We start from the raw sequence: 13,630 nt of genomic DNA, 5'->3' as shown, positions 1-13,630 counted from the left end.
GGCAGGATGGCGGCATGCCCGCCACTCCTGACCCCGCCGCGCCCGAGGTGTCGGCCCTCGCGATCAACGTGGTGATACCGCCGGACCTGCGGTGGACCGACGTGCGCCGTGGCGAGGAGTTCGAGCTGCAGACGCTCACGGTGCGACTGCTGCCCGACCACTCGCTCGCGGTCAAGGCCTACGGACGCCCGATCGCCGGCGGTCGCGGCGCCTACGTGTCGTTCCCGATGCCCGACCGACCCGAGCTGCGCGCACTGGTCGACGCCGCGGCGGTCCGCGCCTCCGAGCTCTGGGGCGCCAGCACCGGCCTGGACTGAACGGGGATCGAGTGGATGCCGGGCGCCCGGCATCCACTCGCATCATGTGCTCTCGCCGAGAGCACATGTCACGCGCGCGCAGATCATGTGCTCTCGGCGAGAGCACATGATCCGGACGGCTGTGGGGTCAGCCGCCGTAGACGTTGTGGTCGACGACGTGCATCGCGCGGGCCGCGTCGGTGATGCTGCCCGACAGCGACGGGTACACCGCGAAGACGCGCGAGACCTGGTCGACCGTCAGGCGCCGCTCCACGGCGATCGCGATCGGGTAGATGAGCTCGGAGGCGCGCGGGCCGACGATCACGCCGCCGATGACGGTTCCGCTTCCCTCGCGGGCGATGAGCTTGACGAAACCGTCCTTGATGCCCATCATCTTCGCGCGCGGGTTGGCGGCCAGGGGCAGCTTGTGGACGACGCCGTTGATGTGGCCGTCCTCGATCTCTTTCTCCTGCCACCCCACGGTCGCGATCTCGGGGGCGGTGAAGATGTTCGAGGTGATGCGGCGGCGCTCCAGCGGGATCACGACGTCGCCGAGCGCGTGGAAGACGGCCGTGCGGCCCTGCATCGAGGCGACGGAGGCCAGCGGCACGAACGTCGTGCAGTCGCCGGCGGCGTAGATGTTCGGCACCGACGTGCGGGCGACGCGGTTGACCTGGATGTGCCCCGACTCGGTCATCTGCACACCCGCCTCTTCGAGCCCGATGCCGCGCGTGTTGGGGATCGAGCCGACGGCCATGAGGCAGTGGCTGCCCTCGACGGTCCGGCCGTCCGACAGCGTCACGACGACGCCGTCGCCGGTGTTCTCGACCTTGTCGGCGCGTGACTTGGACAGGAGCTTCATGCCGCCGCGCTTGAACACGCGCTCCAGGACGGCCGCGGCATCCTTGTCCTCGCCGGGGAGCACCTGGTCGCGGCTGGAGACGAGCGTCACCTTCGCGCCGAGGTTCATGTAGGCGCCGGCGAACTCGGCGCCGGTGACGCCCGAGCCGACGACGATGAGGTGCTCTGGCAGCGCCGACATGTTGTACAGCTGCGTCCAGGTGAGGATCCGCTCGCCGTCGGGCTTGGCGCTGGCGAGCTCTCGCGGCGAGGAGCCGGTCGACACGACGAGGGTGTCGGCCTCGATACGGTCGAAGTCGGTACCGCCGGGGCCGGTCGAGACGACCACGGCGTTGTCGCCCTCGAGGCGGCCGTGGCCCGAGACGATCCGGACGCCCGCCTCGACGAGCGAGGCGCGCATGTCGTCGGATTGCTGCCGCGCGAGAGTCAGCAGGCGCTTGTTGACGGCGGCGAGGTTGATCGCGATCTCGGGCTTGAGGGGCTTGCCCTCTTTGCCCTTGGCGAACAGCTGCACGCCCAGATCGCCGGCTCCGGCGATCGCCACGGCCGCGTCGGCGGTGGCGATGAGGGACTTCGAGGGGACGACGTCGGTGATGACGGCCGAGCCGCCGATGCCCGCCCGTTCGACGACGGTCACCTCCGCTCCGAGCTGGGCGGCGGCGAGCGCCGCTTCGTAGCCTCCGGGGCCGCCGCCCAGGATGGCGACGCTCTGGGTGGTCTCGAAGCTGATCGACATGACTTCCATTCTCCCCTGCTGAGCGTGTCCGGTACGACATGCCGCGACACTCCCGGCGCGCGCGGGTCACGTCCGTTCTGGCTCTCGCGGCCCGCGCTTCCTAAAGTGGTCCCATGTCAGACACCAACGGCAACCCTCTCGACGACCCCGCTGCCGACCCGTTCGCGGTCGCCGCCGCCGCCGCGGAGGACATCGCCCGCATCACCGGCGTCGAACGTCACGACATCGCGCTCACCCTCGGCAGCGGCTGGGGCAAGGCGGCCGAGCTGCTCGGCGAGACGACCGCGACGTTCCCCGCCACGCAGGTGACGGGCTTCAGCGCACCGGCCCTCGCCGGTCACGTCGGCACCCTCCGCAGTGTGGTCACGCCCAAGGGTCGCCGCGTGCTCGTGATCGGCGCACGCACGCACTACTACGAGGGCTACGGGGTGCGCAGGGTCGTGCACAGCGTGCGCACCGCCGCGGCGACGGGGGCCCGCACGATGGTCCTCACGAACGGCGCCGGGGGCATCAAGCACACCTGGACCCCCGGTCGTCCTGTGCTCATCAGCGACCACATCAACCTGACCGGCGATTCGCCGCTCGAGGGCGCGACCTTCATCGACCTCACGGACCTGTACTCGCTGCGCCTGCGCGATCTCGCCCGCTCGATCGACCCGAGTCTCGATGAGGGCGTCTACTGCCAGTTCCGCGGACCGCAGTACGAGACGCCCGCCGAAGTGCAGATGGCCAAGACCATCGGCGGCCACATCGTCGGCATGTCGACGGCGCTCGAGGCGATCGCCGCCCGCCAGGCCGGGATGGAGATCCTCGGCTTCTCGCTCATCACGAACATGGCCGCCGGCATCCAGACCACCCCGCTCAGCCACCAGGAGGTCATCGACGCCGGCCGCGAGGCCGAGCCGGTCATCTCCTCGCTGCTGGCCCACGTGATCGGCGCGATGTGAGCGAGCAGGTCCCCACGTCCCCTCCACCCGCCGCTGACGCGTCGGGCGGAGCCTCCGGCCGCGTGGGCCCAGCCGCAGGCCTGGGCGGCGGCGAGGACTCCGTGCTCGCGCGCGCACACGCGTGGCTGGCGCAGGATCCGGACGGCCAGACGCGCTCCGAGCTTCGCGCGGTCATCGACGCCGCCGAGGTCGGCGACGCGGACGCCCTCAGCGACCTCGAGGATCGCTTCGGGACCCGGCTCGCGTTCGGCACCGCAGGGCTGCGGGGCGCGCTGGGCGCCGGCACGAACCGCATGAACCGCGTACTGGTCGCGCAGGCCGCCGCGGGCCTGGCCGCCTACGTGCGCGAGCAGGCGGGGCTGGAGCCGATCGGCACCGCAGCGCCGGCGGCACTGGCGGACGACGCCGAGAGCGGGCCGGACGAGATCGTGGCACCCGATCAGGCCGCGGCTGCCGATGAGCAGCCGGACGACAGCGCCGAGGACGGTTCCGCTGCCGAGGCGGCTCCCGAAGCCGGCGGGGAAGAGCCCGCGACGCCCGACGAGGCGTCCTCTGTGGACGCCGCCTCAGCCGCCCCGGAGCCGACTGCGCCGGAGCTCACCGAAGCGCCGTCCGAAGACGCCCTGGCGGCCGAGGGAGCCGAGGTGCCCGGCATCCTCGACGACGCGCCGATCGTGGTGATCGGCTACGACGGACGCCGCAACTCGGACGTGTTCGCGCGGGACTCGGCCGAGATCTTCGCCGGCGCGGGACTGCGCGCGATCCTGCTGCCCCGGCTGCTGCCGACCCCCGTGCTCGCCTTCGCCGTGCGGCACTTCGGCGCGGCGGCGGGCGTCATGGTGACCGCAAGCCACAATCCCCCGGACGACAACGGCTACAAGGTGTATCTCGGCGGCGCCGACGAGGGCTCGCAGATCGTTCCGCCGGCAGACGGCGACATCGCCGCACACATCGACCGTGTGGCCGCGGAGGGCGACATCGGCACGATCCCGCGGTCGCTCGGCTTCGAGACCGCCACCGACGACGTCGTGGACGCGTACATCGCCGCCACGGCTGCCGTGGCCCCGGCGCCCGAGGGCGCCGCCGGGCTCACGTGGGTGTACACCGCGATGCACGGCGTCGGCTGGCAGACCCTGTCGCGCATCCTCGAGACCGCGGGCTACCCCGAGCCGGTGCCGGTGACGGCGCAGCTCGAGCCCGACGGCTCGTTCCCCACGGTCGCCTTCCCGAACCCCGAAGAGCCCGGCGCGATGGACCTGTCGTTCGAGACCGCGCGCGAGACGGGCGCCGAGCTCGTCATCGCGAACGACCCGGACGCCGACCGCCTCGCGGTCGCGATCCCCGACGAAGCCGCCGACGGCGGGTGGCGTCGGCTTACCGGCAACGAGATCGGGCTGCTGCTCGGCTGGCGCGCCGCGCGGCTCGTCGCCGAGACCGGCGATACGTCGGGCGCCTCGCTGGCATGCTCGCTGGTGTCGTCGCCCGGCCTGCAGACCGTCGCCGAGCACTACGGCCTCGCCTTCCACGCGACGCTCACGGGCTTCAAGTGGATCTCGCGCGCACCCGGCATCGCGTTCGGGTTCGAAGAGGCGCTCGGCTACCTGGTGAACCCCGGCACGGTGCGCGACAAGGACGGCATCTCGGCGGCCGTCGCGATCCTCGGCATGGTGTCCGAGGCGCGCGGCCGCGGCGCGACGCTCGCCGACCTGCTCGCCGAGTTCGACGAGCTGTTCGGAGCCTTCGCGAGCGACCAGGTGTCGGTCCGCGTCGACGACGTGTCGCAGATCGGCCGGATCATGGCCGCGCTGCGGGAGCGGCATCCCGAGTCCATCGCCGGCGTCGCGGTCGATCGCGTCGACGACCTCACGGACGGCTACGAGGACCTGCCCCCCGGCGACGTGCTGCGCCTGTGGCTCGCCGACGGGTCGCGGGTGATCGTGCGGCCGAGCGGCACCGAGCCCAAGCTCAAGCTGTACCTCGACGTCCGCGGCGAGGACCGCGGCGACGCCGCAGCCCGCATCGCTGCGCTCGCCGACGGCGCCCGCGCGCTGCTCGCCGAGTACGGCGGCTGAGCACGGGTCGGATGATCTGACGACGACGGGGATGCCGCGACCGCGACGCGGCCCCCGCGCCCCGAGGCTCCGCGCAGCGCGAAGCGATGCGTGAAGAGGGCGTGGGGACCCCGTCGTCTTCGGTGTCAGCGCCAGAAGTCGGCGAGCGTCGGCGCCAAGGCGAGCCCCTGCGCGTGGCCGGCCTCGGCGGCCGGGCGACGCAGCGCGGGGTACATGCCGCGGACTCCGAACAGCTCGTCATGCTCCGCAGGCGGACCGATCAGCTCGGCGCGGCTGCCTGCGGCACGGAGAGCCTCGATCTGCGTTCCGACGTCCAGATGCCATTCCGCAGGCGTGCGTGTGCGCCCGCCGTACGGCGATAGCACGAGTACGCGGTCGTACCCCGCGGCGAGATCGGCGTTCTCGGCGTTGGAACGGTAGCCGCCGTCCACGTACCACGCGTCGCCGATCCGGTACGCGGGGCCGGACGAGGTGCTCGCGGCGACCGCATCCACCAGTTCCACTCCGCTGTCGCGGTCGAAGACGACGCCGTCGCCGGTGCGGGCTTCGACGGCCGTGATCTGCACCGGACGCTCGGGCCAACGCGGGTCGGGCAGGCGTCCGGCGACGATGTGACGCCACCGGGGCTGCCACTGCGGATCGGCGGCGGCGAGCTCGAGCGACGAGGCGCCCAGTCGCCGCCGCAGGTCGGCCGGATCGGACGAGTCGGCGATGATCGCCGCAGTGCGTTCGAGGTGGTTGACGACGGGCCGCGTCGATCCCGATCCGCCGCGGCGGTCACCCGCTGACGCCGGGAGCGGCGCGATCGTGGCGGCGTACAGCTCGAGCGGGTCGATGCGTGCCAGCTGGACCGCGGTCGTCGAGCCGGAAGAGGTGCCGATGATGACGTCGGCCATGGTGACGTCGAGCCCCGCCGCGGAGAGGCCGGCCACCACGCCGAGCACCCACGCGTTGCCGGACGAACCGCCGCCGCCGAGGACGAGCGCGCGGGAAGGAGAGGAGGTGTTGTTCATGGGAGTCGCCTTTGCGATGTGCGCGGTGCTCCCGGCGGCGATGACGTCAGCCGCGCGATCGTGAACAGCGGGGAGCACCCGATACGGATGTTGCGTTCATGGGTGTCACCTCCTGTCGTCGAACCACGATCACGTCGACGTTAGCACAGGCGGGCGCGGCTCCTCCCGGGTTCGGGGCGCACTCCGGACGTGTGGGGCGTACCCCGCACGCCCCGAACGCACGACACGCGCCCCAAACCCGGAATGGTAGGTCTGTGTCGGCGCTGTCAGCGCAGGACGAGGTGACCGGGCGACACCTCGACGAGCGCCGAGCCCTCCGGCTCCAGGCCGACGGGGTCGGGCCGCGCCGAGATGCGCTCCAGACGCGCCCGCGCGCGGACCGGATCGGCGGTGAGCGCGGCGTCGAGGAGGTGGCGCGTGTACGCGTGCTGCGGCGACGCGAACACCTCCGCGGTCGGACCGAGCTCGACGATGCGGCCCCGGTTCATCACCGCCGTGCGCGTCGCGATCTCGCGCACCACCGAGAGGTCGTGCGTGATGAACAGGTACGTCAGGTCGAGGTCGCGCTGCAGCTGCAGCAGCAGGTCGGTCACCTGCGCCTGGATCGACATGTCCAGCGCCGAGAGCGGCTCGTCGCATACGACGAAGCCCGGCCGCACGGCGATCGCCCGGGCGATCACGATCCGCTGGCGCTGTCCGCCCGAGAAGGCGCGCGGACGCCGGTGGACGGCATCCCCCTCGATCCCCACCGCGGCCAGCGCCGCGACCGCCCGTTCGCGCACGTCGTCGCCGGGGGCGAGCACCAGGAGCGGCTCGAGCACGTTCTGCAGGGCGGTGCGGTGCGGGTTCAGCGACGAGAACGGGTCCTGGAAGATGACCTGCATCGACCGGTGGTGCGCCGCGCGCTCGGCACGCGGCAGCGCCGTGAGGTCGACGCCGTCGTAGGTGACGGTGCCTGCGGTGGGCTCCTCCATCTGGAGGATGCAGCGGCCGAGCGTCGACTTGCCGCTGCCGGACTCGCCGACGAGCGCCAGCGTCTCACCGCGCCGGATCGTCAGGTCGATGCCGTCCACCGCCTGCACGGTGCCGGTCTTGCGGCCCCACGCGTTGCGCACCGCGAACGTCTTCACCAGTCCGTCGACGCGGACGAGCTCCTCGGCGTGCGCGCTCATGCGTCCCCTCCCTGGTCGGTGGCGGGCTCGTCGGGCGCGGCCGGCGCGGCAGCGAGCAGCGTCTTCGTGTAGGGATGCTGGGGCGCGCCGAACACCCGGTCGACCGTGCCGGTCTCGACGATGCGCCCGTCCTTCATCACGAGCACGTCGTCGCACACGGCAGCCACGACACCGAGGTCGTGCGTCACGATGACCACCGTGAGCGCGCGCTCGGCCTGCAGCGTGCGCAGCAGCGCCAGGATCTGCGCCTGGATGGTCGCATCCAGCGCGGTGGTCGGCTCGTCGGCCAGCAGCAGCTCCGGCTGCGCGAGCAGCGCCATGGCGATCATGGCGCGCTGGCGCATGCCTCCCGACAGCTCGTGCGGGTACCGCGACAGCACGCGCTCGGGGTCGGGGATCCGCACGGCGACGAGCGCCTCACGAGCGAGCGCCATCGCCTCGCGCCGGCCGACGCGCTGGAAGCGCTGCGCGACCTCGGTGAGGTGGCCGCCGATACGCACCAGCGGGTTGAACGAGGTCATCGGATCCTGGAACACCATCGCGGCGGGGAGCCGCCGGCGGGGCAGCTCGGACGTGATGTCGGCGCCGTCGAGCACCACGCGCTCCCACGACCGACGCGCGCCGTCCGGCAGCAGGTCCAGAAGCGAGCGCAGCAGCATCGTCTTGCCCGAGCCGGACTCCCCCACGATGCCCACGACGCGTCCGCGCGGGACCTCGAAGGCCACGTCCTCGAGCACCCGCACGCGCCCGCCGGTGCGGCCGGGCAGGTCGACGGTGAGACCCTCGACGCTCAGCAGCACATCGCTCCGGCTTGCGGCATCCACGCTCATCACGCACCCCCTTCGCTGACCGATTGACGCAGCGCGTCCCCCAGCACGTTGAACGACAGCACCGTGAGGAGGATCAGGATGCCGGGGATGAGCGCCAGGTACGGCGCGGCCTGCAGGCTGTCCTGCGCGGTCTCGAGCAGGCTGCCCCACGATGCCATCGGCGGCTGGATGCCCAGGCCCAGGAAGCTCAGCGCCGACTCGGTCAGGATCGCGTTCGAGATGCTCGCGGTCGCCGCGACGATGATCGTCGGCGCCGCGTCCGGCAGCACATGACGGCCGACCACCAGCACGCGGCGCACCCCGATGTAGCGGGCGTAGCCGACGTACGGGCGCTCGCGCAGCGACAGCGTCTCGGCGCGCACGAGCCTCGCGGTCGCCATCCACGAGAACGCGCCGATCACGAGGATGATCGTCCACAGTCCGGGCTTGAGGAACACGCTGACGACGATGACGAGCACCATCCACGGGATCGACGACAGGAAGTCGACGAAGCGCATCAGCAGGTCGTCGAGCCGCCCTCCGGCATACCCCGCGACGAGACCCACGACCACGCCGATCGCGGTCGCCGCCGCCATCGCCAGGATGCCGACGGTCAGCGAGATGCGACCGCCGTACACGACGCGTGAGAAGTAGTCGCGGCCCAGCTCGTCCGTGCCGAACCAGTGCTCCGCGCTCGGCGGCTGCCAGCGCGCGGCGAGGTCGGTGGTCGTCGGATCCAGCGGCAGCAGCGGCGCCAGCAGCGACACGAGGCCGAGCACCACGAGGAAGGCGATCGCGAGGAGAGCCGACACCGAGCGGAACGACCGCGTGCGATGCACGAGCGTGCGGGCGTCGAGCGCGCCCTCGACATCGGGGACAGAGGTCATGAGCCCGCTCCGATCCGGATGCGGGGATCCACCAGGACGTACAGGATGTCGGCGATCAGGTTGCCGACGATCACGAGCACCGCCGACAGCAGCAGCACCGCGAGGATCACGGGATAGTCGAGGCTGCGCGTCGCGGTGAGGAAGTAAGGGCCGACGCCCGGCCAGCCGAAGATCGACTCGGTGACGATCGCTCCGGTCACGAGGATGGGCAGGGCGAGACCGAGCTGCGTGATGATCGGCAGCATGACGTTGCGGCTGACATGGCGCGACAGGATCTGCCGACCCGAGGCGCCGAAGCCGCGCTGCACCAGCACGTAGTCCTGAGACAGCTGGCTGATCGTCGCCGAGCGCACGTAGCGGGCGAGCTCGGGGAAGAACGCGACCACGAGCACCAGGAACGGCATCACGAAGTGCGCGAGGAAGTCCAGCGGATCTCCCTGCTTGCCCACCGAGTGCATTCCGATGATCGGGAACCAGCGCAGCACGTAGCCGAAGACGTAGATGACCAGCAGCGCGAACCAGAACGACGGCGTCGCGATGCCGATGCCCGCCAGGCCGTCGATGACCTTGTCGACGGGCTTGCCGCGGCGCGAGCCGGCCAGGAGCCCCAGCACGACCGCGAGGACGAGCGCCACGAGGTACGCCGGCGCCACCAGCACGATCGTGTTGGGGATGCGGACGGCGAGCTCGTCGGCGATCGAGTGGCGGCTCGCGAGCGAGTAGCCGAGGTCGCCCTGCACCACGTGAGACAGCCACAGTCCGTACTGCACGAGCATCGGCTGATCCAGGCCGTACCGCTCGCGGATCGCCGCGACGGTCTCGTCCGACATCTGCGGCGTCGTGATCGAGTCCACGACGTCGTACGGCGCCGCATGCACGAGCAGGAACACCACGAACGTCACCAGCAGCAGCATCGGGATGACCTGCAGCAGGCGGCGCAGGATGTAGACCGCCATCGTTCCCCCTTCCGGCGGACGCACAGGGATGCCGGCGGCCTCGGCCGCCGGCATCCATCCGGTCCTTACTTCTCGGTGAGAAGCCCGAAGTTCTCCAGAGTGTAGATCGGAACGAGCTTCGCGTCCTCGACCCCGCCGATCCGCGGGTTGACCGCGAGGATCTTCAGGTTGTCGGCGAGGGGGAAGATCACGGCGTCGTCGGCGATCTGCGCCTGCAGGTCGGCGTAGATGTCCTTGCGGGCGTCGGCGTCGAGCTCGGCCGCGCCCTGGTCGAACAGCGCGTCCGTGGCCGGGTTCGAGTACGAGAAGTAGTTCGCCGAGGCGCCGGTTCGGTACAGCGCGCTGTAGGCGTCGGGGTCCTGACCCATGATGTAGCCGCCGAGGAACGCGTCGTACTGCGAGTCGGCGCCCTTCTCGATCTCGTCGTAGACGGCAGCCGGCTCGACGCCCTTCAGCTCGACCGTGATGCCGGCCTTGCCCAGCTGCTCCTGGATCAGCGTGGCCTCGGTGGTCTGCGCCGGGTCCGCGCCGGCGTACGCCAGCGTGAACGACAGGTCGGAGACGCCGGCCTCTTCGAGCAGCGCGGCCGACTTGTCGGCGTCCTGCTCGTACTTCTCGACGTCCTCCGTCGCGAACGCGTTGCTCGGCGGGAGGATCGTGTAGGCGTTCTGGTAGTAGTCCTCGCTGAGGAACGCCGCCGTGTTGATGTCGTCGCGGTTCAGCGCGAAGAAGATCGCCTGGCGCACCTTGGGGTCGGTGAGCTTCGCGGCGTTCAGGCCGAGATAGGCCACGCGGCCCTCGGCGTAGGGGTAGACGTTGAGGCCTGCGCCCTCGAGCTCGGTGATCTGGTCGGGGGTCGCGAACGACGCGTCGACCTCGCCGGTCTGCAGCGCCGTCTTGGTCGTGTTGGCGTCCGACACGATGCGCAGCGTCAGCTTCTCGATCTTCGGCTTCGGGCCGTAGTAGTTCTCGTTCGCCTCGAACGTGAGGTACTGGCCGCGCTGGTAGTCGGTGAGCTTGTAGGGGCCCGAGCCGACGGCGAGCGGGTCGAGCTCGGTCACCGAGAAGTCGGTGACGTCGCCGTAGACGTGCTCGGGGATGATGTACGTCTCGGTCGCGATGTTGCTGAGGGCAGCCGCGCTCACGCTCGGCAGGTGGAAGACGACGGTGCGGTCGTCGGTCGCCTCGGCGGTGATGGGCTGGTCTCCGACGTACAGCAGGTCGGCGTTGCCGTTCTCGCGGACGGCCTTGTTCGTGTAGGTGAAGACGACGTCGTCGGCGGTGAGCGGCTCGCCGTCGGACCACTTGAGGCCCTCCTTGAGCGTCACGGTGACCGACAGGCCGTCGTCGGCGGGCTCGATCGACTCGGCCAGCTCGTTGACGACCGTGCCGTCGCCCTCGACGCGTGCCAGCGGCGAGTAGACGATGTTCGTCGCGGTGAGGCCCCAGCGGTCGCTGACGTTGATCGGGTTCAGCGACGACGGGTCACTCGCGATGGCGTAGGTGAACTCGCCGGTCTTCTCGGCGGAGGTGGACTCGGGGTCCGACCCGCCCTGGGCGCAGGCGGCCAGCGTGAACGTCGCGGCCAGCGCCAGCGCGATGGGCGCGATCACTCGTCTCTTCGTGAGCTTCGGGGTCTTCATGGGCTTCGGGATCCTCTTCGCTGTGCATGCGCCGGAATGGACGCGCTCTCGAGCCTAGGCGGGCCTCGGCGGGAGCGGCCCCGGGAGGGCGAAGAATTGCGAAGTGTGACGGCGACGCCTCGTGCAGATTCTCGCTGTGGATCGGTACCCGTTGGTCACCCTGCCCATCTGGATCGGCGGGCCGCATACGCGGCCGTACGCTCGGATCATGCTCCTCACCGCCCCCGTGACCCTTGAGAACGCCTATGTCCGGCTCGAGCCCCTCTCGCCCGACCACGCGCCCGACCTCGCCGCCGCAGCGGTCGGCCTCGAGCACACCTGGTACACGTCGGTGCCGCGACCCGAGGGCGTCGCCGCGGAGATCGCGCGCCGTCTGGCCTGGCGCGACGAGGGCGTGATGAACCCGTGGGCGGTGCGCAGGCTCGACACGGGTCGCGTCGTCGGGACGACGACCTACTGCAACATCGACCAGCCCAACCGGCATGTCGAGATCGGCCACACCTGGATCGGCGTCGAGGCGCAGCGCACCTTCGTCAACAGCGCGTCCAAGCTGCTGCTGCTGGGCCACGCCTTCGACGAGTGCGACGCGATCGCGGTCGAGTTCCGCACGCACTGGCACAACCGTCAGTCGCGCGCCGCCATCGCCCGTCTGGGTGCCAAGCAGGACGGCGTGCTGCGCAACGCCCGTCTCGGCCCCGACGGCACGCTCCGCGACACCGTCGTGTTCTCGGTCCTCCCTCACGAGTGGCCCGCCGTGCGCCTGGGCCTCCAGGAGCGCCTCGCCCGCGGCTGACCCGGAATGGTTCGGGATGCCGGCGGCCACGGTCGCCAGCATCCCACCGTCTTCTCCGGTTTGGGGCGCGTTTCATCCGGTTGGGGCGCGCAAAGTACGCCCCAACCGCGCGGAGAGCGCCCCAAACCCGAGCGCGTGGGCTGGCTGAGACCTTCCTCCACAGGCGTGGATTCTCCACAGATCCCGGAGAGAGCCCGCCCACCGCGGATGCGCCTGCACACACTCGAGTGTGACCCCGCTCACTCTGCACCGACGAGACGACCTCCTGACGGCCGGCCGGTCGAGCCGGGATCTCGCCACAGCCGCTCGCGCCGGCACGCTCGTGCGCGTGCGGAGCGGGATCTACGTCGACGGTGCGGCGTGGACCGCCGCCGTGCCGGAGGCGCGCGTCGTGGCTCGAGCCCAGGCGCTGACGCTCACATCCGAACTCGCGCCCGTCATCTCCCATGAGTCGGCAGCCGCCGCGCACGGGCTCGGACTGTTCCGCCCGGATCCGACACGCGTCCACGTCGTCGTCCCTGTCGAGCGGCCTGGCGCGGCGTCGGCCGTCGTCCGCCACCGTGGCGAGCTCCCCGGCGACGAGATCGTCGAGATCAACGGGCTCCGTGTCACCTCACTCGCGCGGACGGTCGCAGACGTCGCACGCACGGCGACGTTCGACCAGGCGGTCACGATCGCCGATGCCGCTCTGCGCGCGCAGTTCGTCCCGAAGCCGGGTGCGTACGACGCCGCGCGGGCCGAGGAGTTCCGGCAGACCGTCTTCGGCATCGTCCGGCGGTCCCCGCACGGGCAGGGGCGCGCGAAGCGCGTTCTGGCCTTCGCGGACGGTCGCGCCCAGCTGCCCGGCGAGAGCGTCAGTCGCATTCAGCTGTCCGAGCTCGGGTTCCGCGTCATCGCCCTCCAGGTGCCCGTAGCCGGCCCGGGCAGCAAGACCTACTACATCGACTTCGGGCTCGAGGACGCGTCGGCCTGGGGCGAGTTCGATGGTCGGCTCAAGTACGTGGACGGCAGGATCGTCGACGGCCGCTCCGCCTCGCAGATCTTCGACGAAGAGAAGCAGCGCGAGGACTGGATCCGCGGCACGACGCAACGGCCGTTCGCACGATGGGGCTGGCCGCATCTCCGCGCCTCCGCGGACCTCGGCGCACGCCTCGCGGCATTCGGCATCGTCGCGCCCGGCTGAGGTCGCGACCCCGGCCGGCGCGCCTGACCTTTTCGGGTCTGGGGCGTATTCCGTGCACTCGGGGCGCACGAGAGGCGCCCCGAATGCGCGAAATGCGCCCCAAACCCCGACATGCCGGCCGCCACCCCCAGCCGGCATCGCCGTCACTTCCGGGGTTGGGGCGCATCTCGTGCATTCGGGGCGCACGAGACGCGCCCCGAACACATGAGAGGCGCCCCGAACACGTGAGATGCGCCCCGACCCCAGCCGGAGGGACCCGGGT

At 71.2% G+C, this 13,630-nt stretch carries 12 protein-coding genes; 5 read left to right on the top strand and 7 right to left on the bottom strand.

The window, feature by feature from the left end:
* Positions 1 to 14 precede the first annotated feature (14 nt).
* Complete coding sequence (locus FB391_RS03820; protein WP_141892945.1) at positions 15 to 317, top strand: hypothetical protein; 303 nt, start codon at positions 15 to 17, stop codon at positions 315 to 317.
* Positions 318 to 444: 127 nt separating this feature from the next.
* Here FB391_RS03820 and FB391_RS03815 read toward each other — a convergent pair whose 3' ends face one another.
* Positions 445 to 1,893, bottom strand: a complete 1,449-nt coding sequence (locus FB391_RS03815; protein WP_425462933.1) for an NAD(P)H-quinone dehydrogenase — start codon at positions 1,891 to 1,893, stop codon at positions 445 to 447.
* Positions 1,894 to 2,006: 113 nt separating this feature from the next.
* Here FB391_RS03815 and FB391_RS03810 point away from each other — a divergent pair, with 113 nt between their 5' ends.
* Complete coding sequence (locus FB391_RS03810) at positions 2,007 to 2,840, top strand: purine-nucleoside phosphorylase (protein WP_141892943.1); 834 nt, start codon at positions 2,007 to 2,009, stop codon at positions 2,838 to 2,840.
* A gap of 125 nt (positions 2,841 to 2,965) precedes the next feature.
* Positions 2,966 to 4,912, top strand: a complete 1,947-nt coding sequence (locus tag FB391_RS03805) for a phospho-sugar mutase (RefSeq protein WP_425462940.1) — start codon at positions 2,966 to 2,968, stop codon at positions 4,910 to 4,912.
* Positions 4,913 to 5,037: 125 nt separating this feature from the next.
* On the opposite strand, the gene FB391_RS03800 is transcribed toward FB391_RS03805, so the two are convergent.
* From FB391_RS03800 to FB391_RS03775, 6 genes are all read right to left on the bottom strand, one after another.
* Complete coding sequence (locus tag FB391_RS03800; RefSeq protein WP_141892942.1) at positions 5,038 to 5,925, bottom strand: patatin-like phospholipase family protein; 888 nt, start codon at positions 5,923 to 5,925, stop codon at positions 5,038 to 5,040.
* Between the two features lie 266 nt (positions 5,926 to 6,191).
* Positions 6,192 to 7,097, bottom strand: a complete 906-nt coding sequence (locus tag FB391_RS03795) for an ATP-binding cassette domain-containing protein (protein WP_141892941.1) — start codon at positions 7,095 to 7,097, stop codon at positions 6,192 to 6,194.
* Positions 7,094 to 7,927 (bottom strand): ABC transporter ATP-binding protein, encoded by an 834-nt coding sequence (locus FB391_RS03790; protein ID WP_141892940.1) that lies wholly within the window; start codon positions 7,925 to 7,927, stop codon positions 7,094 to 7,096. Before FB391_RS03790 ends, FB391_RS03795 begins: the two co-directional genes overlap by 4 nt.
* Positions 7,927 to 8,793, bottom strand: coding sequence for an ABC transporter permease (locus FB391_RS03785; RefSeq protein WP_221886275.1), 867 nt, complete (start codon positions 8,791 to 8,793; stop codon positions 7,927 to 7,929). The genes FB391_RS03790 and FB391_RS03785 overlap by 1 nt, the downstream gene beginning before the upstream one ends.
* The gene (locus FB391_RS03780; protein ID WP_141892939.1) at positions 8,790 to 9,749 is read right to left on the bottom strand and encodes an ABC transporter permease; all 960 of its coding nucleotides are present in this window, start codon (positions 9,747 to 9,749) and stop codon (positions 8,790 to 8,792) included. Before FB391_RS03780 ends, FB391_RS03785 begins: the two co-directional genes overlap by 4 nt.
* Positions 9,750 to 9,814: 65 nt before the next feature.
* Entirely contained in the window at positions 9,815 to 11,392 is a 1,578-nt protein-coding gene (locus FB391_RS03775) for an ABC transporter substrate-binding protein (RefSeq protein ID WP_141892938.1), read from the bottom strand.
* 208 nt (positions 11,393 to 11,600) lie between these two features.
* Between FB391_RS03775 and FB391_RS03770 the strand changes: the two genes are divergently transcribed.
* Positions 11,601 to 12,185: a GNAT family N-acetyltransferase gene (locus tag FB391_RS03770; protein WP_141892937.1), complete on the top strand. Its 585-nt coding sequence runs from the start codon at positions 11,601 to 11,603 to the stop codon at positions 12,183 to 12,185.
* Positions 12,186 to 12,414: 229 nt separating this feature from the next.
* The gene (locus FB391_RS03765; protein WP_141892936.1) at positions 12,415 to 13,368 is read left to right on the top strand and encodes a type IV toxin-antitoxin system AbiEi family antitoxin domain-containing protein; all 954 of its coding nucleotides are present in this window, start codon (positions 12,415 to 12,417) and stop codon (positions 13,366 to 13,368) included.
* Positions 13,369 to 13,630 lie beyond the last annotated feature (262 nt).

The sequence above is a fragment of the Microbacterium kyungheense genome (assembly GCF_006783905.1).
Classification (GTDB): Bacteria; Actinomycetota; Actinomycetes; order Actinomycetales; family Microbacteriaceae; genus Microbacterium; species Microbacterium kyungheense.
The sequence above is the reverse complement of the archived record's forward strand: the minus strand, read 5'-3'. Positions and strand labels throughout refer to the sequence as shown.